Genomic DNA, 19171 nt, shown 5'->3' with positions numbered 1-19171 from the left:
CCCGTAGTGGGAAACGCGACGCAAGGGAGGTTTGGCCGAAATGCCACGCTGAGAGCAGTTGGTCCAATTAGTCCCGCGCAACAATCTGATCACCCGATTGTGTTGGACTCGTGCGCGCCGCAGGCGGGACATGCGATGGCCGGTATTGGCCGGTCCGGGGCCGGGCCCGCGTGTCGGGGCGGCCGGCGGAACGCGGGGTTCTCTATCGTCCGTCTGGAACCGATCCGACCCAGGGGGAGTGCTCGATGCCCGGCCCAGACCAGCAGGTGCGACCGGAGCGGCAGCCGACCGCCCCGACCGAGGACAGTGCCGACGTCATCGTGGTCGGCGCCGGCCCGGCCGGCTCCACCGCGGCCTACCACCTCGCCCGCACCGGCCTGGACGTCCTGCTGCTGGAGAAGTCCGCCTTCCCGCGCGAGAAGGTCTGCGGTGACGGCCTCACCCCGCGCACCGTCAAGCAGCTGGTCGACATGGGCATCGACGTCTCCGAGGAGGCGGGCTGGCTGCACAACCGCGGTCTGCGGCTGATCTCCGGGCACCGCTCGATGGAGTTCGACTGGCCCGAGCTCTCGGCCTTCCCCGGCCACGGACTGGTGCGCCGCCGCGCCGACTTCGACGAACTGCTCGCCCGGAAGGCCGCCGCGGCCGGCGCCCGGCTGGTCGAACGGGCCAATGTGGCGGGCCCGTTGACGGACGAGCGGTCCGGGCGGATCACCGGCGTCAGCGTCAAGCTCGGCGAGGAGCGCAGGCCCGTCGAGTACCGGGCCCCGATCGTGGTCGCCGCCGACGGCAACTCCACCCGGCTGTCGGTCGCGATGAAGCGCTACCGGCGCACCGACCGCGCGATGGGCGTGGCCTACCGCACCTACTTCACCACCCCGCGCCACGACGACCGCTATCTGGAGGCCTGGCTCGACCTGCGCGACTCCAACGACCCCGCCCGTCGCCTCCTGCCCGGCTACGCCTGGGTGTTCGGCATGGGCGACGGCACGGCCAACGTCGGCCTCGGCGTCCTCGACACGACCGGCACCGACCTCGACTGGCGCGACCTGCTGCGGCGCTGGTGCGCCGACCTGCCGCCCGGCTACGCCTACACCCCCGAGGCCGTCACCGAGCCGATCCGCGGATCCGCCCTCCCGATGGGCCTCAACCGCCAACCCCACTACGCCGACGGGCTGTTGCTGATCGGCGACGCGGGCGGCACGGTCAGCCCCGGCACCGGCGAGGGCATCGCCTACGCGATGGAATCCGGCCGCTACGCCGCCGAGACGATCGTCCAGGCGCACGCCCGCCGCACCGACCGTGGCCGCGAACTCGCCCTGCGCGCCTACCCGCAGAAGCTGCGCTCCGCCTACGCCGGCTACTTCGCCCTCGGGCGGCTGGCCGCCGACCTGCTCGGCCGCCCCCGGCTGCTCGGCGCCGCGGGCGCCGCCGGACTCGGCCACCCGGCGCTGCTGAAGGTGGCGTTCCGGCTGATGGTGAACCTGACCGAGCCCAACTCCAAGGACGCCCTGGACCGGCTGCTGCACCTGATCGGCCGGGTCGCCCCGGGGCGCTGAGAGCGGCGCAACCGGAGTCCGGCGTTCGGACGGTCGGCCGACCAGACGGGTCCGATCGCCTGGTTCCGATCCCGCCACGCGGGGACAGCGCAAGACCCCTGCGCGGCCTTCCGGGATCTGAACCGGCCGCGCACACGACGTCCGAGCTGTCTCCACAGCTGCGCGGCTTCGCGACCGGCGCCCGGGGGAATCCGTCCGGAGGCGGGTCGCGGCCGTGCTGCTGACGGCCCGCCACTTCCGCGCAAGGTTCCCCCAGGCTCCCTTCCACTCCGAGGAGATCAGCCCGTGCGCGCACGTCCCGGCAGGCTCAGATCCCTGCTCGTCGGCCTCTGTGCCGGAGCCACCGTCATCGCCCTCACCACCGGTCCGGCGCAGGCCGCGCCGGTCGGCACCGCCGTCCCCGCGGGCCCGGCCGCCCGCGCGGACGCCGCCTACGCGATCAGCACCCCGACGAACATCTCGGCCCCCTGCTCCGGGCAGAACGCCGAGACCATACAGGCCGTCGATCCGGCGGTGAACGCCGTCTACGACGCCTGGATGGGCTGCAAGGGCATCGGCTTCGCCGGCTCACGGGACGGCGGCTCCACCTTCGGTTCGCCGCTCACGCTGCCCGGCAGCACCGGACAGAACGGCAGCAGGTCCTGGGACCCCGCGATCACCGTCGCGCCCGACGGTGCGATCTACGTGGCGTTCATGGTCGCCCGCTCCGGCCTGACCTTCCCCGTCGTGGACGTCAGCACCGACCGCGGCGCCAGCTTCAAGACCGCCGGCCAGATCACCCCGCCGGACGCGAACAACTGGGGCGACCGGGACTTCGTCACCGCCGGCCCGGACGGGACGCTCTACCTGACCTGGGACTACGGGCCGAGCGCGGCGGCGGTGACCTTCGTCTGCGCGGCGTCCGGCAGTTGCTCCTTCGCCACCGGCGACGTCAACGCGGTGCTGCAGAAGTCCACCGACGGCGGCCGGACCTGGAGCGCGATGTCGCACATCAGCCCCGGCTACCCGAACAGCGGGGCCGACAGCGCGCCCGTCACGGTCGAGGCGGACGGCTCGATCGACGTGCTCTACCAGGGCTACGTCGTCACCGACGTCCCGACCGACAACCTGACCGTCGCCCACACCTACGCGACCCGCTCCACCGACGGCGGCGCGACCTGGTCACCGCCGGTGCGGGTCGGCGGCGGCGCCGGGTCGATGAACAACAGCGAGTGGTGGATCGACGGGAGCGAGGCGCTCGGCCCGGACGGGACGCTGTACGCGACCTGGGACACCCAGGGCTCGAACAGCGACACCGGGTGGCTGTCGTACTCCCAGGACCACGGGGCGACCTGGTCCACCCCGGTGCAGGTGCCCTCCGACACGCTGAACGTCCCGCACGTCATGCAGGTCGTGGCCGGACCGCCCGGGACGGCCTATGTCGGCTGGCTGTCGAGCAGCGACCCGCGCGGCTACGCGCAGTACCTCCGGACCTTCTCGACCACGCGGGGCTGGCTGTCCGCCCCGGTCCGGGTCTCCCAGAACTTCGGTACGAGCACGGTGTGGCCCGGGGACACCTTCGGGTTCTCCGCTCCGGCGCCCGACCGGCTGGTGCTGGCCTGGGGCAGCGCGGTCGCGCCCACGGCCTCGAACGACAGCATCTGGGCCGCGACGGTCGGCGTCGCGCTGCCGTAGGGGCCGCGCCCCGTACCGGATTAATCGCTGGCGGCCGCGGGGGAGACGGGGGTAGGAAGGCGGGGTGACCACCAGTGACCCGGCGACCGACCAGCGTCTCCTCCGTCCCGACGTCCTCGACCTGGGCGACGTCCTGCTCCGGCCATGGGGCCGCGGCCTCGACCTGCCCGGCGGGACCCTCGCCGCCGTGACGGCGGCCGCGGCCGACCCGGAGGTCGCCCGCTGGAATCCGCTGCGCGACGCCACCGACCTCGCGGGCGCCGAGGCCTACCTCGACCGCGCCGATGCCCGCTGGGCCGAGGGCAGCACGGCCTCGTTCGCCATCACCGACGCTGCCGACGGCGCCCTGTGCGGCAACGTCGCCCTGCGCTGGTCCGACCGGGACGAGGGCGTCGCCATGGTTGGCTACTGGCTGCTCACCGCCGCCCGCGGCCGCGGCCTCGCCACCCGGGCCACCACCGCCGTCACCGCCTGGGGCGTCCGCACCGCCGGAGTCCGCCGCATCGAGCTCTACCACGCCGTCGGCAACGAGGCCTCCTGCCGGGTCGCCATCCGGGCCGGCTTCCCGTACGAGGGCACCCTGCGGGCCTCCTTCCGCTACGGCGACGGCCCGTACAACGACGAGCACCTGCACGCGCGGCTGGCGTCCGACCCCGCGTAGCGCGCCGGGTCGCGGGAGCGCGCACGCCCCCGGGCCGTGCGCGCTTCCTCGTGTCCCATTGACGGAGTGAGTACTCACTCCGTAACTTGGAGGCATGGCAGAGAACCCCTCCACCCAGCCCGCCCGGCGCCGTGCGCCGGCCATGGACCCCGAGCAGCGCCGCGCCATGATCGTCGCGGCCGCGCTCCCGCTGGTCGTCGAGTACGGCGCCGCGGTGACCACCGCGAAGATCGCCCGCGCGGCCGGCATCGGCGAGGGCACGATCTTCCGCGTCTTCGCCGACAAGGACGCCCTGCTCGCCGCCTGCCTGGCCGAGGCCCTCCGCCCCGACGACGCCGTCGCCCACCTGGCCGCGATCGAACTCGACCAGCCGCTCGCTGACCGGCTCACCGAGGCGGCCGACGTGCTGAGCGGCCACCTGGCCCGGGTCGGCGCCGTCATCGGAGCCCTCGCCGGAGCCGGGCGCCCGGAACGCGCCGAGCGCCCCGCACCCGCCGAAGCGCGCCGGTCGGCCGACCGCGAAGCCGGCCTGGCCGCACCCCGCGCGGCGCTCGCCGCCCTGTTCGAACCCGATCGCGACCGCCTCCGGCTGGCCCCCGAACGGCTCGCCGGCACCTTCCAGCTGCTGCTGATGTCCACCGGCCGCGCGGGCATGCCCGACCCGCTGTCCACCGGGGAACTCGTCGACCTCTTCCTGCACGGCGCGATCGCCACCACGGGGGAGGCGTGAACCCCTACCAGGACCTCCGGTCCCGCCACCGGACCCTGGCCACCGCGGCGCTGCTCGGTTGCGCCTTCCTCGCCGTGCTCGACGGCACGGTGGTCGGCACCGCACTGCCCCGGATCGCCCAGCAGGTCGGGGGCGGCGGCACCTGGTACGTCTGGCTGGTCACCGCCTACCTGCTGACCTCGTCCGTCAGCGTGCCGGTCTACGGTCGCTTCTCCGACCTCTACGGGCGACGGCGGTTACTCCTCGGCGGGCTCGCCGTCTTCCTGGCCGGCTCGACCGCCTGCGCCCTGGCCACCACCATGCCGGTACTGGTGGCCTCCCGCGCGGTGCAGGGCCTGGGTGCAGGCGCCCTGCTCACCCTCGGCATGGCCCTGATCCGCGACCTCCACCCGCCGTCCCGTCCGCAGGGCCTGATCCGGATGCAGACCGTCCTGGCCGCCATGACGGTCCTCGGCATGATCGGCGGCCCGATCCTCGGCGGCCTCCTCGCCGACCACGCCGGATGGCGCTGGGCGTTCCGGCTCAACCTCCCGCTCGGCCTGGCGGCCTGGCTGCTGATCGCCCTGGTGCTCCCGCAATGCCGCCCCGCCACCGCGCCGACCGGCCGGCTCGACACGGCCGGGGTCCTGCTGCTCACCAGCGGACTCGGCCTGGTCCTGATCGGCCTCGGCCTCAAGGGCAACGCCTCCGCCGGGCGGTGGAGCGACCCGGCGGTCGGCGGCTGCCTGCTCGGCGGACTCGCCCTGCTCGCAGTCCTGATCCCGGTCGAACGGCGGGCCGCCGTACCCGTGCTCCCACTGCGGCTGTTCCGCAACCGCACCTACTCGGCGCTGCTGGCCGCCGGATTCCTCTTCCAGGTCGCAGCCATGCCGGTGGGGATCCTCCTGCCGCTGTACTTCCAGCACCGGCGCGGCTACTCCGCCACCGCCTCCGGCCTGCTGCTCCTGCCGCTGCTGATCGGCATGACGGTCGGCAACCGGCTCACCGCGGCCGCCGTCACGCGCGGACGGCAGGTCCGCTCCGTCCTGCTGACCGGTGCCGCGCTGCTCACCGTCGGCACGGCCGGGCTGCTCACCCTCGGACCGTCAACTCCCGTTCCCCTGACGTCCGTTCTCCTGCTGCTCATCGGGCTGGGCACCGGCCCGGCGATGGGCGGCCTGACCATGGCCACCCAGAGCTGCGTACCGCCCGCCGACATGGGCACCGCCACGGCGGGCTCCGCCCTCGCCAAGCAGCTCGGCGGCGCCTTCAGCCTCGCCTGCGCCCAGAGCCTGCTCGCCCGCTCCGACACGGCCATCGGCCCCACCGTCGCCTGGACCGGCATCCCCGCCGCCCTACTGGCCGCCGGCGCACTGCTCCTGGTCCGCGACCTCGCCGTCGCCACGTCCAACAGTCGGGTGGCGGCGCGTGGTTCGCGACCGTCCGAGCAGCGGGGGCGGGTCTGAGCCGGGTGCCGGGCCCATGCTCGCGGCGGCCGTCGGAACAGAGCTGGGTACCCGCGGCGCAGCACGAACTGTGCTCCGCAGCCGAGGAGTTGCCGCAGCTCGCAGCCGGCGGGCGGCCCGGCTGGTTCGTTTGTCCGCTTGGTTCGTGCTGCCGGGCTAGCGGTGGAACTGGGCGAGCTGGATGAGGTTGCCGCAGGTGTCGTCCAGCACGGTGACGGTGACCGGGCCGAGCGCCGTCGGCTCCTGGGTGAAGCGCACGCCGAGCCGGTGCAGACGGTCGTACTCGGCGTGCACGTTGTCCACCGCGAACTGGGCGGCGGGGATGCCGTCCTCGACCAGGGCCGCCTTGTAGGGCTTGACGGCGCGGTGGTTGTCGGGCTCCAGCAGCAGTTCGGTGCCGTCGGGCTGTTCGGGGGAGACCACCGTGAGCCAGCGGTGCTCGCCGAGCGGGACCTCCTCCTTCTTCACGAAGCCCAGCACCTCGGTGTAGAAGCGCAGCGCCTTGTCCTGGTCGTCGACGAACACGGTGGTCAGGTTGATCCTCATGGGGTGCCCTCCGTTGCGGTCCGGGAGTGGTGGCGGCGGTCGCCGAGCCGATCGTAGATCGCGCGCAGCCAGGGCTGCCGGACGGCGGGCAGCCGGGCGAGGCGGTGGCGTAGCAGGCGCCGGTCGGGCTCGAACAGCCGGTTCGGGCGCAGCGGCAGCGGGTCGTCGCGTTCCTCCCCGGCGGGCAGCCGGGTGGTGGGGCGGACGGGCGGGAAGGCGAGGTACGTCCACACCCCGGCGTCCAGCGGGACGGGCACCGTGCCGCCGGAGGGCGGCCGCCAGGCGGCGCCGGTCCACGGGTGGCGGGGGACGAGGGCGATGTCCGGCATCGGGGCGGGGGTGAGCCCGGGCCCGGCCGGGCCCAGGGTGCGGACCGGGGCGCCGGCCGGGAGCAGCCGCTGCAGGGTGCGGCCGAAGGTCTCGGCGAGCAGGCCCGGCGCCACCGCCACCGGCGCGCCGCCGGAGGCCGCCAGGACCTCGGCCAGCGCGGCCCCGACCGCGGCGCTCCACCGGTCGCTCCACCAACCGAGGGGCTCGACGGGCGGCGTGGGGGCAGCCGTCCAGCCGTCCCCGGCCGGCCGGGCCAGTCCCTGGACCGGGAGCCGTCGTACGGCCCCGGGGTACAGCCAGACCGCCTGCCAGCGGTAGCAGTCGTCGATCCGGGCGCCCACCGTCCGCCCGCATCGCTCGCAGGCCAGGTTGGGACCTCCGGCACAGGCGCAGCAGCCGTCGCACCGCTCCGGGATCAGCGCGGTGCCGCGGGTGTCGCCCGGGGCCAGCAGGGCGGCGCCGCCGTCGCCGGACCACAGCCCGTCGACCGGCGCGTACACACCCAGGGCGGCGGCCTCCGCCGGGCTGATAGAGGACCAGGGGCGCCAGGGTCGCTCGGAGGGCTCCGGGTCGAGGGCGAAGGTCCCCGGCTCCAGCAGCGGCGGCAGGTACCGGTCCCCGCCCTCGCGGTGCGCGTGCGGCGGCAGCGCCACCTCCGTCACCGGCGCGGTCAGCTCCGCACCGCACCCCGCGCACCCGAACACCGCCACGCGTTCCCCTCCCGCTCGCCCGCGAACGTCCGGAGTATGGCGGCCCGCGCAGCGCCCGCCAAGCGGTTTTCGCCGGCGCGGGCGCCCGTGCCCCGGCAGGCAGCGCGCCGCGCCGCGCCGTCCTAACCTGGAAGGGCGCGCACGGTGCGTGGCCTGCGGCGGATGCGCGGAAGCACGGCAGCGGGAGCGGTGACCATGACGGTGATCTCGGCGGCTCTCTTCGGTACCGACTGGCGGCCCCGGCTGCCCGGCGGCGCCGAGTTGCTGCGCGAGTGCGCCGCACGCGGCTGGACGGTCGTGCTGACGGGCCCCCGACCGCCCGGGGTACCCGTCCTGACCGTTGCCGACCCCGGCGGCGAGCCCGTACGGGCCGCCCTGGAGCTGGTGGACGGCGAGCCCCAGCACGCCGTCGCCGTCGCCGGGAGCGTGCGGGAGGTGCTGGCGGCGCGGCGGCTCGGGGTGCCCTGCGTCGCCCTGGAGACCGGCGGGGACGCCGGTCCCGAGCTGCGGGCGGCCGGCGCGGTCGAGGTCCACCGCGACGCCACCGCCCTGCTGGGTGTCCTGGACGACAGCCTGCTCGCCCGTCCCCGGGCCTTCGGGCGCGTGGACGCCGGAACAGGCGCTCCCCGGAGCGGTTGACGCCGCCCCGTACCGGGCAACCGCCCGGATGCGAGCACGTCACCGGAATGTCGGAGGTGACCGAGATGGACGGACCCGCGTTGAGCGGATGGGAGCGGCGGCTCCTGGAGGAGATCGAGTCCGACCTGCGCCAGGACACGCGTCTCGACCGGAAGTTGAGCACGATGGGGGCGAAGCCGCCGAACCGGGCCCTCCGCGCGCTGCACGCCGCCGGGCGCCGGATCTCGGCCGGGGTGCTGCTGACCGTGCTCGTGATGACGTCGATCTGTCTCGGCATCGGGATGCGCACCCCGACCACCGCCGTGCTCGTCGCCCTCGGGGTGGTCTGGGCCGCCTCGGTGGCCGCCACCGAGCTGCTGCGGCGGCGCCGGGGGGCCGGCCGGGCCGAGCCCGCCGGTCCGGCGCGGGAGGAGCGGCGCGAGCGGCGCCCCTGGGACCGGCCCGAGCGCCGCCCCTGGGACCGGCCGGAGGCGTGACATGAATTGCAGGCGCGACGTGACGGGGGACCGAACCACCGCGAGGTGCCCATGAGTACCGACCTGTGGGAGTACCGCCCGGGCTCCCACCCCGCCGCCGACCTCGCCCTGGTCGGGTACGAGGTGCACGCCACCGACGGCCCGCTCGGCCGGGTCGAGCAGGACGGCGGAGACCACCTGATGGTCGACGCCGAGCCCTGGGTGCCGGGCGCCCGGGTGCTCGTTCCGGTCGGCCTGGTCGCCAGGGTCGACCACCTGGACCGCACCGTCCACCTCGACTGCCCCCGCGCCCGGGTCGGCACCGCCCCGCCGCCCGCCGAGGACCTCACCACCCGCCGCCCGCACTGAGCCATGGGCTGGCCGCTGACCACCCTGACCGGCCGGACGATCGCGTTCCTGGTCGCCCCGTACGGCGTCGAGCAGCAGGAACTCACCTCGCCCTGGCAGGCGGTCGCCGAGTCCGGCGGCGTCCCGCGCCTGCTCTCCACCGCCCCCGGCCGGGTCCGGGCCGTCCGGCACCACGAGCCCGGCGACACCTTCGCGGTGGACGGCCCGGTCGCGGAGGCGGACCCGGCCGACTACGACGGGCTGGTGCTGCCCGGCGGCGTCGCCAACCCGGACCAGCTGCGGCTGGACCGGGCGGCGGTCTCCTTCGTGCACGCGTGCTGCGCCTCCGGCCGCCCGGTGGCGGCGATCTGCCACGCCGCGTGGACGCTGATCGAGGCCGACGCCGTCCGCGGCCGCACCCTCACCTCCTGGCCGAGCCTGCGGACGGACCTGGTCAACGCGGGTGCCCGGTGGGTGGACGAGGAGGTGCACGTCTGCCGGGACGGGCCGGGCCCGCTGGTGACCAGCCGCAAGCCGGCGGACCTGCCGGTGTTCGAGGACGCGCTGGTCACCGAGTTCGTCCACGCGGTGGCGAAGCGGCGCACGTGAGGCGCGCACGCATGGTGTGCCCTCAGGCCTGACCCCGGACGAGCTGAACCCGCTCCGGTGGACTCCGTGGGTCAGTCCCCGCGCAACCGGACGAAGGTGGCAGTGGGCGGGCGCCCGGTGAGGGTGAGTTCGGCGCGCAGCGGGCCGGTGAGCGGGTGCACCCGGCCGTGGTCGGGGTCGGTTGCGGGCGGCCCGAGCAACGGCCCGGCGACCTGGGCGACCTCGCGGGCCTGGACGGGGGTGAGCCTGGGGGTGGTGAGGAACACCCGGCCGTCGTCGAGTTGGAGCACCAGCGCGTACGGCCGGGAGGCCGGACCGGTGAGGGCGCGGACGGTGGCGTCCAGGGTGTCGCTGCGCCGGTACTTGACCCAGGCGCGGCCCGCGCCGCGCGCCCGGTAGGGGGAGGCCGCGGCCTTGCAGACCAGGCCCTCCACGCCGGTGTCGGCCAGCTGCTCCACCCACTCCAGCGCCTCCGTCCGGTCCGTGGTGGCCATCACCGGCTGGATCGGCGGCGGGACGTCGGCCAGGGCGGCCAGTAGCAGGCGGCGCCGGTCGGTGAGCGGCAGGCGCCGGACGTCGCGGCCGGGCAGGGCGAGCAGGTCGAAGGCGATCAGCCCGAGCACCACGTCCGCTGCAGCGGCCCGGGCCTGGCGGGTGTGCAGCAGCTCCTCGAAGGCGAACCGCCCGGCCCGCCAGGCGACCAGCTCGGCGTCCAGCACCAGCCCCTCCGGCAGCCGGGCGACGGCGGCGGCGATCGGCGGGAACTCGGGGGCGAGGTCGCGGCCGCTGCGGGACTGCAGGAACGCCGGACGGTCACCGCGGGCGAAGGCGACGCAGCGGAAGCCGTCCAGCTTCAGCTCGTACTGCACGCCGCCCCCGCCCAGCCCGTCGGCGGGCGGCACGGCGGTGACGGCGGCGGGGCGCATCACCTCGACGGGCGGCTGCAGCACCTGCCGGGGCTGCTCCGGGGCCGGGGCCCGGGTGGTGGGTGCGGCGGGCGCCTCCCGGGCCGTGGGTGCGGCGGGCAGCGGCCGGGCCTGCTCGGGGTCCAGCAGCGGCGCGAACAGGTCGCCGTGCGCCGCCAGCCGTCCCGGCAGCTCGGCGAGTGTGAAGACCAGCTCGGTCTCCCCGCTCGCCCGTTCGAGCTCGCCCCAGGACAGCGGGGTGGAGACCGTCGGCAGTGGCCGGGCGCGCAGGGTGTACGGAGCGGCGGTGGTCTTCTTGGCGTTGTTCTGCGACCAGTCGACCAGCACCCGGCCCCGGCGGCGGGCCTTGGCCATGGTGTGGACCACCAGGTCCGGGTGCTCGACCTCCAGCGCGGCGGCCAGCGCCTTCGCGTACCCGGAGACCGTGGCACTGGGCGTCGGCTCGATCGGCACCAGCAGGTGCAGGCCCTTGGAGCCGGAGGTCTTCACCCAGGCCGACAGCCCGTCCGCGGCCAGCCGCTCGCGCAGCAGCAGCGCGACCGCCCGGCAGGTGAGGACGTTCGCGCCCTCGCCCGGATCAAGGTCCAGGACCAGCCGGTCCGCCAGGGCCGGCGCGGCGGCGTGCCACTGCGGGACGTGCAGTTCCAGGCAGCCCAGGTTGGCGACCGCCAGCAGCGCCGCGCCGTCCTCCAGCACCACCTGGCGCAGCTCGCCGCCGGTGCTGGGCACGTCCACCGTGCGCACCCACTCCGGGGTGCCCGGCGGCGGGTTCTTGGCGACGAACACCTCCGCCTCCACACCGTCCGGGCAGCGTAGGAAGGACACCGGGCGGTCGCGCAGATGGGGGAGCAGGACGGTGTGCACGGCGGCGTAGTAGCGCAGCACGTCGCCCTTCAGGGTGCCGACGCGCGGGTAGTACACCTTGTCGAGGTGGGACAGGGCGAGGGTGCGTCCGTCCACCGTCATCTGCGGCATGGGCCGTCTCCGAAGACTCCCGCGGGTGGCCCCCGCAGTCAGTCTGCCCCGGCACGGCCGTCGCCGCCCGCGACCACCGCCCGGGTGTCAGCAGCCCGGGACGGGCCGTGGGGCGCCCGGGTACGTCCCGAAGTACCAGTGGTCGCCCTCCGGGTCGGCGGCGGCGAAGTCACGCGAGCCGTGGTCGGTCCCGTGCAGCCCGGCGGTGACCCGGGCCCCGGCGGCGACGGCCCGGGCGTGAACGCCGTCCGGGTCGGCGGTCACCACGTACGCGCTGAAGCTGCCCGGCAGGGCCGGCCACCCGCCCGGCGCCGTCTGCGCCTGGTCGAAGTAGCCGCGGCGGGGCGCTGGTTCCGCCGGCCGGGGCGGCGGACCGGCCGTGAGCAGGTGTCGGGCCCGGTCGAAGCGGATCACCCGGGCGGCCGTCTTGGGGGTGAGGCCGGTCTCCCGGCGGAACCGGTCCTGGAGGTGCCGGGCGCTCCGACCCGTCTCCCGGGCCAGCTCCGCCACCGGCAGCGCCCCGCCGCTGCGCAGCAGCGCCCGCCCGCGGACGGCCTCGTCGACCGCCTCGGTGGCTCGCGTCGTCACCCGACCGGTATCGGCGCTCGCGGTCGCGGACGGACCCGGGGTCGCCTACCGTGATGGCACGGTCACCCCGCGAGCGGCGCTGTGGACCGCCGCGGGGGAGCACCGTCGGGGGGTAACAGCGACGAAGGAGTCCCCGTGACCACTGCCCGAGACATCATGCACACCGGCGCCCAGTGCATCGGCGCCCACCAGACGCTGGACGAAGCCGCGAGGATGATGCGCGACATGCACGTCGGCGCGCTGCCGATCTGCGGCGACGACCAGAAGCTCCACGGCATCATCACCGACCGCGACATCGTGCTGCGCTGTGTCGCCGAGGGCAAGAACCCGGCCGAGATGACCGCCATGGACCTCGCCGGGCACCTGCACTGCGTGCGCGCCGAGGACAGCATGGAAACCGTGCTGAAGAAGATGGAACAGCACCAGATCCGGCGTATCCCGGTGATCGACGGCGAGCGGCTGGTCGGCATGATCAGCGAGGCCGACCTGGCGATGGGCCACCGCGAAGGCCACCGGCTGACGGACGAGCAGATCATCAAGTTCATGGACAGCGTCTACATGAAGCAGTGACACCCGCTCGCCCGCTCCTGAGCGGCCTGTGAACCGGCCCCTGAGCGGCCCGTGAACGGCCCCCGAGCGCAGCCCCGTCCGCCCCCGGTGACCGGCCGGTCCCCCCGTACCGGCCGGGCCTCCCGATGATGGCGGACGGGGCCCTCGCGCGTCTTGTACAAATGCGCAACGCCCGGCGGACCCTACTGCTGGCGGAGGTCGAGGACCAGGTCGCGGGGGAGGCCGTGGGTGTCGTGGAGGTAGTGGAGGTCGTCCTCGGTGAGGGGGCCGCGGAAGCGGGGGCGGGAGAGGATCCGGCGGCCGCGGTCGAGGAGGCGGGTGAAGCGGTGTTCCTCCTCGAGGAGCACTCGGCGGACCGGCTCGGGGCGGACGTCCTGACGGAAGTGGTCCAGGGTGTGCCGGATCAACTCCTCCGGCAGGTCGCCGAGTCCGCGCCGCGGCTCGTCCCGGCGCAGCACGGTGAGCACCCGGCGGAGCAGGCGGCGCAGGACGTGGCCGCGGCCAGTGTTGGAGGGGCGGACGCCGTCGCCGATGACGACGACGGCCGAGCGCAGGTGGTCGCAGACCAGGCGCAGGGACGGCTCGTCCAGCTGCCAGAGGGGCGGTACGAGGCGGCGCCAGGGGTCGAAGACGTCGCACTCGAAGACGGAGGAGCGGCCCCGGAGCAGCGAGGAGAGGCGCTCCAGGCCGAGTCCGGTGTCGATGTTGCGTTGGGGGAGCGGGACGAGGGTGCCGTCGTCCAGGCGCCGGTGACGCATCATCACGTGGTTCCACACCTCGACCCAGCGGTCGTCCCGGGTGGGGGTGGACTGCGGCGGGGTGTCGCCGGTCCACAGGAAGATCTCCGAGTCGGGGCCGCAGGGGCCGGTCGGGCCGTTGGACCACCAGTTGTCCTCGACGGTGAGCTCGACCGGCACGCCGCGACCGTGCCACAGCTCCAGTGAGTCGGTGTCCGGGCCGACCTGGTCGTCGCCGCCGAAGACGGTGACGTGGAGCCGACCGGGATCGATGCCGAGGCCGTCGGTGAGCAGCCCGTAGCCCCAGTCGAGGCTCTGCGGGCCCTCGTAGTCTCCGAGGGACCAGGTGCCGAGCATCTCGAAGACGGTGAGGTGGGTGCGGTCGCCGATCTCGTCGAGGTCGGTGGTGCGCAGGCAGCGCTGGACGTTGACCAGGCGCCTGCCGAGCGGGTGCGGGCGTCCCTCCAGGTAGGGCGTGAGGGGGTGCATGCCGGAGGTGGTGAACAGCACCGGGTCGCCGGACGGGGGGAGCAGGGTCGAGCCGGTGATCCGGCGGTGGCCGCGGTCCTCGAAGTACTCGGTGAAGGTGCGGACGAGCTGCTCGGTGTTCATGGGGTGGCTCCTTCGCGTGTGCCGTTGCGGGAGGCACCGGACAACGAGTCCACGCGATCGTCGGAACCGAGGAGCAGAACGCCTCGAGGCCACCACCGGCGGGACCGTTTCCGGTCGCCGGGGGGAAGGGGTACGTCAGGCGGCGGCAACCGGCGAGCTGGTCGCTCGCGCGGCGGCGGTGAGGTGGCCGGTGACGTTCATGGAGCCGAGGGTAACGCGGTCGGCGCGCGGGGGCACGCGGTTTTCCGTGTGCCCCCGCGCGTGCGGTGTTCCGCGTGTCCCCGCGCGCGTGGGCTTCCGCGCCGGAGTGGGAGGTCGGCGGGTCCGACTTCCCGCTCCCGGGGGGCAGGCGGTCACAGCGGCAGGCCCTGCCAGGCGCCGTAGCCGGTGGCGGGGGTGCCGGTGCGGTAGGAGACACGGCCGTCCGTGCCGATGGCGAACACGTGGAGGACGCCGGCGCCGTCGACGAGCGCGGCCGGGTGGTCGAGGACGGTGCCGCCGAGGTCCTGCCAGGGGCCGTAGCCGGAGTTCGGGGCGGTCTGGGCGGTGGTGCTGACCCCGCCGCCACGGTTGCGCTCGAACAGGACGACCCGTCCGTCGTGGGTGGTCGCCGCCGGCTCGCCCACGCCCCCGTGTCCGCCGAGGGGCGCCGGGGACCGGCTCCACGAACCGCCGGGCCGGATCTGGTAACTCACCAGCATCGCGCCGGTGCCGGCCTCTCGGTAGGCGAGTTCGATCCGGCCGTCCTGGTCCAGTGCGGCCTTGGGCGGGCTCGCCGGCCGGGCACCGGGGATCGGGCCCGGGCCGCTGACGGCGCCGTTCGGGGCGTCCTGCCACCAGCCGAGGACGCCGGTGCGGGTGCCGGCGAACACCTCGATCGCCCCGACGCCGTTGCGGATCGCGGTGACGGGGTCCTGGAGGTCCGTGCCGCCCAGGTCCGTCCAGGTGTCCGTCCACACCCCGCCCGGAGTGGTCTGCCGGATGCTGCTGAGGCCGCCCCCGCCGTTCCTGACGAACAGCTCCAGCCGCCCGTCCTGGGAGTTGGCGACCACGGGCACGCCGACCTGGTCCTCGTTGCCCGTCCCGGCGTTGGGGTTGCCGTGGTCGGCCCATCCGTTCCACCACCAGCCGTTGGGCGTGCCCTGCGGCAGTGAGACGATGTGGTGGTCGGTCAGTCGGCGGGCGAAGACCTCCAGCCGGCCGTCGGCGTTGCTGCCGACGGCGATGCCCGGGGCCAGCCGCCCGCCCGGGTCGGCCATCCGTACCGGGCCGCCCCAACTGCCGTCGGCCTGGCGCCAGTAGGTGTGGAGGGCACCGGCCCGGACGACGAACACCTGCGGTCGGCCGTCCTGGTTCAGGCCCGCCCAGGAGGTGCCCCGGGACCAGCGGTAGTACATCCGGGAGATCCAGGAATCGGAGTAGTTCCCCGAATGGTCGTGGCTCGCGTACTCGGAGACGAACACGCCCTTGGTGCCGACCGTCGCCGGGTCGAGGTTCACCGGTGAGTCGCTGGTGTTGTAGTCCCGGTAGTTCACCTGGATCACCGGGCCGCCGTACAGCAGGGCCGCCTGGCCGGCGAATCTCGCGGCGGCGACGTGGTCCGAATGGTCGCCGGAGTAGCGGCTGTCCGGGAGTTCGTCCTGTGCCCGGAGCACAGTCGGCCGGTACGTCACCATCAGCTGCCGCAGCACCTCCACGACGTCCGCGGCCGTGTAGGTCGAGGGGCCGGAGAGCGGGCTGCCGACCGGGACGACCGTGGTGTCGGTGTCGCCGGCCAGGACGCCGCCGAGCCTGGCGTCGTGCAGGTTGAGGAAGATCAGGTGCACCGGCCGGTCCTTGAGCACGTACCGCTCGACCTGCTTGCCCGCGACCGTCCACGCCTCGGCCGTCCAGTGCCCGACCTCGTCGGTCGTCGGCTCGGTGTCGCCGGCCCCGGTCATCCGGGAGTACGCGTTGACGGCGCCCATCTGCCGGTTCCAGGTGCGCAGCGGCTCGCCGCCGGTGTCCCAGCAGGCCGTGGCGCACGGGTCGCCGGTCGCGTTGCCCGCGGTGACGAACACCGTGACGGACGGCGTGCCGGCGGCGAGGGTGTTGGACAGGTCCGGGTTCATGAACAGGATGTCGTCGTCCTCGTGCGCGACGACCTGCATGACCAGCGCTCCGGAGCCGGTGATCGCGGTCGGGGCCGCGGGTGCGGGGGCGGCCGCAGCGGCGCGGGTCGCGGTCCCCTGGGCCAGGACGGGCGCGGCGAGGGCGGAGAGTGCGACGGAGGTGAGGAGTTGCCGTCGTCCGATTGCCATGTGGATTCCCCAGAGAGAGATCGGCAGGTGATCACGCCAAGGGGGAGGCTAACGGAATGCGGAACGGGAGAATGCCGTTGGCGGCATCCAGCAAGGACGTGTCGGAAAGCGTCAGTTGATGTGGGATCGAATCCGTCCGGCTGCTTTTCGGGTCGGCAGGGCTCAGCGCGGGGGTTCGGCGCGGCGCGGCTCGGCTCAGCTCCGGTCGGCGTCGAGTACGGCGCTGGTGATCCGGCCGACGATCCGGTCGACGGGTTCGAGCCCGGTGGCGGCGGTGGCAGTGGCGGCGGCGGCCCGGCGGGAGGCCAGGAACTCCCGGGGCGAGCAGCCGACCATGCCGCGGAAGGTCCGGTCGAGGTGGGACTGGTCGTAGTAGCCGCAGAGCGCCGCCAGGTCGGCGGCGCGGGCGGAGCGCCCGTCCGGGGCGGTCAGCAGCCGGAGCGTGCGTTGCAGCCGCAGGATGCCGGCGGCCTGCTTGGGCGCCAGCCCGAGCTGTTCCCGGAAGCGCTGCTCCAGACGGCGGCGGCTCCAGCCGGTGCCCTCCACCAGGGCGCGGACCGGCACCAGCCCCCGGGAGCGGCGCAGTTGGTGCCAGGCCCAGACGACGTCCGGCTCCCAGACCGGTCCGTCGGCGAGCAGCGCGGTGAAGTAGCCGTCGAGCAGGGCGAACCGGGCCCGCCAGGTCGGGGCGTCGGCCAGCCGGGCGGCCAGCCGGTCCAGCCGGGGGCCCAGCACCTCCCCGGCCTCGGCCCACTGCCCGCCGAGTTCCCCGGCCACCGGACCGAACGCCCGGAAGGCGCCCTGCGGGGTGAGCGAGACCGCCAATCCGTGCAGCGCACCGGCGTGTTCGGCGATCGTCGCGGTGCGGCGCAGCCCGGCGGCGATCGAGCCGAAGGAGACCGCAGGGGCGGGCGACACGGCGTCGGCGAGCCGCATCGTGCCCTCGAAGGCGAGCGCCACCGTCACCACGTCCGTCGGCACCTCCAGCCGTCGGCGCGGGCGGTCCAAACTCATCCGGTAGCCGCGGTAGTCGAGGACGAAGCGGCGCAGCGGTGCGGCGGGCAGACCGACCACCGCCATCACCTGACCGGTGGTCGGGAGGGTGTCGTGGACCAACTCAACTCCCTTGGTCGGACCGGCGGGTGGGCAGCTGCACGGATCATCCTAGGCGGATCGGTCAGTGCGCCGACCATCTCATTACGTGGATTTTCCTTTCTCGGGTGGCGAGATGCGGGCACACTTGCGGACATGGGAAAGCAGTACGAAAGCATCGACGGCCGACTGCGGCAGTTCATCGAACGACAGCCCGTCTACTTCGTCGCCACCGCGCCGCTGGCGGGCGACGGACACGTCAACCTCTCGCCCAAGGGCCGCTCCGGCACCCTCGCCATCATCGACGAACTCACCCTCGCCTATCTGGACTTCGGCGGCTCGCAGGCCGAGACCGTCGCCCACCTGCGGGAGAACGGCCGGATCACGCTGATGTGGTGCGCCTTCGACGGCCCGCCCACCGTGGTCCGGGTGCACGGCCGCGGCGAGCCCGTCTTCCGCGACGACCCGCGCTTCGCCGAACTGCTCGGCCGCTTCGAGCCCGGCGCGGACGGCGCCGGCCTGCGCGCGATCGTCGTGGTCCGCGCCGAGCGGGTCAGCGACTCCTGCGGCTACGCCGTGCCGTTCATGGACTACCGCGGCGACCGCGACCTGCACGCCCAGTACTTCGACCGCAAGGGCGAGGAGCAGTTCAGCGCCTACTGCGAGGGCAAACCGCTGGTCCGCACCAGCATCGACGGACTGCCCGCCCTCCCGCTGCCGGTCCCGGCCCGGCCGGCCTGACGCTACCCGGGCGCTGCAGGCGCAGGCCGCCGTGGAAGCCGTTGCCGGAGTCGAAGGCCCAGTGGCCGGTGGCCACGCAGGAGCCCCGCCACTCCGGAAGCCGTGTGAAGCCGCGCACATCGTCGACAGCGCGTGACGGCCCACCCCGGCCCCGGTGCCGGACCGGGCGTTCCGCGGACCCGCCCGGGGGCCCGCACCACAGCCCTCACCCGGAGTGCTCGCCGCGTCCCACTTCGGGTGGCAGGCATAGCCTTCAGCCCATGAGCAACGAGAGCGATGCGGCGGACGCAGGGGCCGTCGACGGCGCGAGCCGACCGGACGGCGAGGCGCAGGCGGGCAACGAGGAACACGTGGGCCACGAGCCGGCCGTCGCGCCGGGCGGCTTCGAGCTGGGGACCGACGGGCCGAAGGTGATCCTGGCGGGCCTGGACGGCTCCGACTCCTCCTGGCGCGCCATCGCCTACGCCGCCGGACTGGCCCGCAGGCAGGGCGCCCTCCTGGCCGTGGCCTACGTCCAGCCGATACTCGGCGCCGCGACCGCCCTGGCCGGCGCCGCCGTTGAGGAGACCACCCAGGAGATCGCCGACGAGCTGCTGGCCGCGCTGCGCGAGGCCGAGCAGCGGGTGCGCGAGGTCTGGCGGGTGCAGTGGCGCTTCCTCACCATGCGAGGCGACCCCTATACGGGCCTCGCCAAGCTCGCCGACGAGCTGCGCGCCGACGCGGTGGTGGTCGGAGTCTCCGAACAGGCCGGGCACAAGGTGATCGGATCGGTCGCGGTCCGGCTGGTCAAGGCGGGCCGCTGGCCGGTCACCGTCGTTCCGTAGCCCGTAGCCCGTAGCCCGTAGCCCGTAGCCCGTAGCCCGTAGTCGCGTCCGTAGTCGAACCGGCACCGGCCCGCCCACGGATCCGGTGCGGGCCCGACCG

The 19171-nt window shown here is 74.6% G+C and carries 19 protein-coding genes and 1 pseudogene; 12 read left to right on the top strand and 8 right to left on the bottom strand.

The features are described from left to right. The first annotated feature begins 245 nt into the window (after positions 1-245). The 5 genes from BOQ63_RS08820 (at position 246) to BOQ63_RS08800 (ending at position 6069) form a co-directional block, all read left to right on the top strand. On the top strand, positions 246-1559 hold the full coding sequence (locus tag BOQ63_RS08820; protein WP_051746674.1) for a geranylgeranyl reductase family protein: 1314 nt from the start codon (positions 246-248) through the stop codon (positions 1557-1559). A 285-nt stretch (positions 1560-1844) separates the two neighbouring features. Beyond that, positions 1845-3233 carry a sialidase family protein gene (locus BOQ63_RS08815; protein ID WP_072653998.1) on the top strand — a complete coding sequence of 463 codons (1389 nt, stop codon included), beginning with the start codon at positions 1845-1847 and terminating at the stop codon, positions 3231-3233. 64 nt (positions 3234-3297) lie between these two features. Then, on the top strand, positions 3298-3894 hold the full coding sequence (locus BOQ63_RS08810; protein ID WP_046386855.1) for a GNAT family N-acetyltransferase: 597 nt from the start codon (positions 3298-3300) through the stop codon (positions 3892-3894). Positions 3895-3988: 94 nt separating this feature from the next. Then, entirely contained in the window at positions 3989-4624 is a 636-nt protein-coding gene (locus tag BOQ63_RS08805; RefSeq protein ID WP_030280510.1) for a TetR/AcrR family transcriptional regulator, read from the top strand. Then, positions 4621-6069, top strand: coding sequence for an MFS transporter (locus BOQ63_RS08800; protein ID WP_072653996.1), 1449 nt, complete (start codon positions 4621-4623; stop codon positions 6067-6069). The genes BOQ63_RS08805 and BOQ63_RS08800 overlap by 4 nt, the downstream gene beginning before the upstream one ends. 156 nt (positions 6070-6225) lie before the next feature. Here the strand turns inward: BOQ63_RS08800 and BOQ63_RS08795 are convergent, their stop codons facing one another. Then, on the bottom strand, positions 6226-6615 hold the full coding sequence (locus tag BOQ63_RS08795) for a VOC family protein (RefSeq protein ID WP_030280505.1): 390 nt from the start codon (positions 6613-6615) through the stop codon (positions 6226-6228). Continuing rightward, positions 6612-7655 carry a hypothetical protein gene (locus BOQ63_RS08790; protein WP_030280503.1) on the bottom strand — a complete coding sequence of 348 codons (1044 nt, stop codon included), beginning with the start codon at positions 7653-7655 and terminating at the stop codon, positions 6612-6614. The genes BOQ63_RS08795 and BOQ63_RS08790 overlap by 4 nt, the downstream gene beginning before the upstream one ends. 195 nt (positions 7656-7850) lie before the next feature. On the opposite strand from BOQ63_RS08790, the gene BOQ63_RS08785 reads away from it, so the two are divergent. The 4 genes from BOQ63_RS08785 to BOQ63_RS08770 all read left to right on the top strand — a co-directional run bounded on the left by BOQ63_RS08785 (position 7851) and on the right by BOQ63_RS08770 (position 9706). Then, complete coding sequence (locus tag BOQ63_RS08785; protein WP_150475765.1) at positions 7851-8294, top strand: HAD family hydrolase; 444 nt, start codon at positions 7851-7853, stop codon at positions 8292-8294. Positions 8295-8359: 65 nt separating this feature from the next. After that, a complete protein-coding gene (locus BOQ63_RS08780; RefSeq protein ID WP_191093535.1) occupies positions 8360-8770 on the top strand; it encodes a DUF3040 domain-containing protein in 411 nt (136 codons plus the stop codon). A 51-nt stretch (positions 8771-8821) separates the two neighbouring features. Continuing rightward, a complete protein-coding gene (locus BOQ63_RS08775; protein WP_046385690.1) occupies positions 8822-9118 on the top strand; it encodes a hypothetical protein in 297 nt (98 codons plus the stop codon). A gap of 3 nt (positions 9119-9121) precedes the next feature. Next, the gene (locus BOQ63_RS08770) at positions 9122-9706 is read left to right on the top strand and encodes a type 1 glutamine amidotransferase domain-containing protein (protein ID WP_051746671.1); all 585 of its coding nucleotides are present in this window, start codon (positions 9122-9124) and stop codon (positions 9704-9706) included. Positions 9707-9777: 71 nt separating this feature from the next. Here BOQ63_RS08770 and BOQ63_RS08765 read toward each other — a convergent pair whose 3' ends face one another. From BOQ63_RS08765 to BOQ63_RS08755, 3 genes and pseudogenes are all read right to left on the bottom strand, one after another. Next, entirely contained in the window at positions 9778-10632 is an 855-nt protein-coding gene (locus tag BOQ63_RS08765) for an ATP-dependent DNA ligase (RefSeq protein ID WP_167344902.1), read from the bottom strand. Between the two features lie 96 nt (positions 10633-10728). Continuing rightward, positions 10729-11607, bottom strand: a pseudogene (ligD, locus tag BOQ63_RS08760) (non-homologous end-joining DNA ligase); the annotation flags it as partial. A gap of 87 nt (positions 11608-11694) precedes the next feature. Beyond that, positions 11695-12195 carry a helix-turn-helix domain-containing protein gene (locus BOQ63_RS08755; protein WP_223885877.1) on the bottom strand — a complete coding sequence of 167 codons (501 nt, stop codon included), beginning with the start codon at positions 12193-12195 and terminating at the stop codon, positions 11695-11697. A 135-nt stretch (positions 12196-12330) separates the two neighbouring features. On the opposite strand from BOQ63_RS08755, the gene BOQ63_RS08750 reads away from it, so the two are divergent. After that, the gene (locus tag BOQ63_RS08750; protein ID WP_030280487.1) at positions 12331-12765 is read left to right on the top strand and encodes a CBS domain-containing protein; all 435 of its coding nucleotides are present in this window, start codon (positions 12331-12333) and stop codon (positions 12763-12765) included. 182 nt (positions 12766-12947) lie between these two features. Here the strand turns inward: BOQ63_RS08750 and BOQ63_RS08745 are convergent, their stop codons facing one another. The 3 genes from BOQ63_RS08745 to BOQ63_RS08735 form a co-directional block, all read right to left on the bottom strand. Then, positions 12948-14114 (bottom strand): alanine--tRNA ligase-related protein, encoded by a 1167-nt coding sequence (locus BOQ63_RS08745; RefSeq protein ID WP_030557568.1) that lies wholly within the window; start codon positions 14112-14114, stop codon positions 12948-12950. A gap of 353 nt (positions 14115-14467) precedes the next feature. Beyond that, positions 14468-16414 carry a PLL family lectin gene (locus tag BOQ63_RS08740; RefSeq protein WP_030557566.1) on the bottom strand — a complete coding sequence of 649 codons (1947 nt, stop codon included), beginning with the start codon at positions 16412-16414 and terminating at the stop codon, positions 14468-14470. Between the two features lie 195 nt (positions 16415-16609). Then, a complete protein-coding gene (locus BOQ63_RS08735) occupies positions 16610-17530 on the bottom strand; it encodes an AraC family transcriptional regulator (protein WP_079183529.1) in 921 nt (306 codons plus the stop codon). Between the two features lie 132 nt (positions 17531-17662). On the opposite strand from BOQ63_RS08735, the gene BOQ63_RS08730 reads away from it, so the two are divergent. Together BOQ63_RS08730 and BOQ63_RS08725 are read left to right on the top strand one after the other, a co-directional pair. Further along, positions 17663-18247 carry a pyridoxamine 5'-phosphate oxidase family protein gene (locus BOQ63_RS08730; RefSeq protein WP_030280479.1) on the top strand — a complete coding sequence of 195 codons (585 nt, stop codon included), beginning with the start codon at positions 17663-17665 and terminating at the stop codon, positions 18245-18247. A gap of 260 nt (positions 18248-18507) precedes the next feature. After that, the gene (locus BOQ63_RS08725) at positions 18508-19071 is read left to right on the top strand and encodes a universal stress protein (RefSeq protein ID WP_078867137.1); all 564 of its coding nucleotides are present in this window, start codon (positions 18508-18510) and stop codon (positions 19069-19071) included. The last annotated feature ends 100 nt before the right edge of the window (positions 19072-19171 follow it).

It is taken from the genome of Streptomyces viridifaciens, assembly GCF_001888885.2.
GTDB classification, from domain to species: domain Bacteria; phylum Actinomycetota; class Actinomycetes; order Streptomycetales; family Streptomycetaceae; genus Kitasatospora; species Kitasatospora aureofaciens.
Note: the sequence above shows the minus strand (reverse complement) of the source record. Positions and strands in the feature narration are given on the sequence as shown.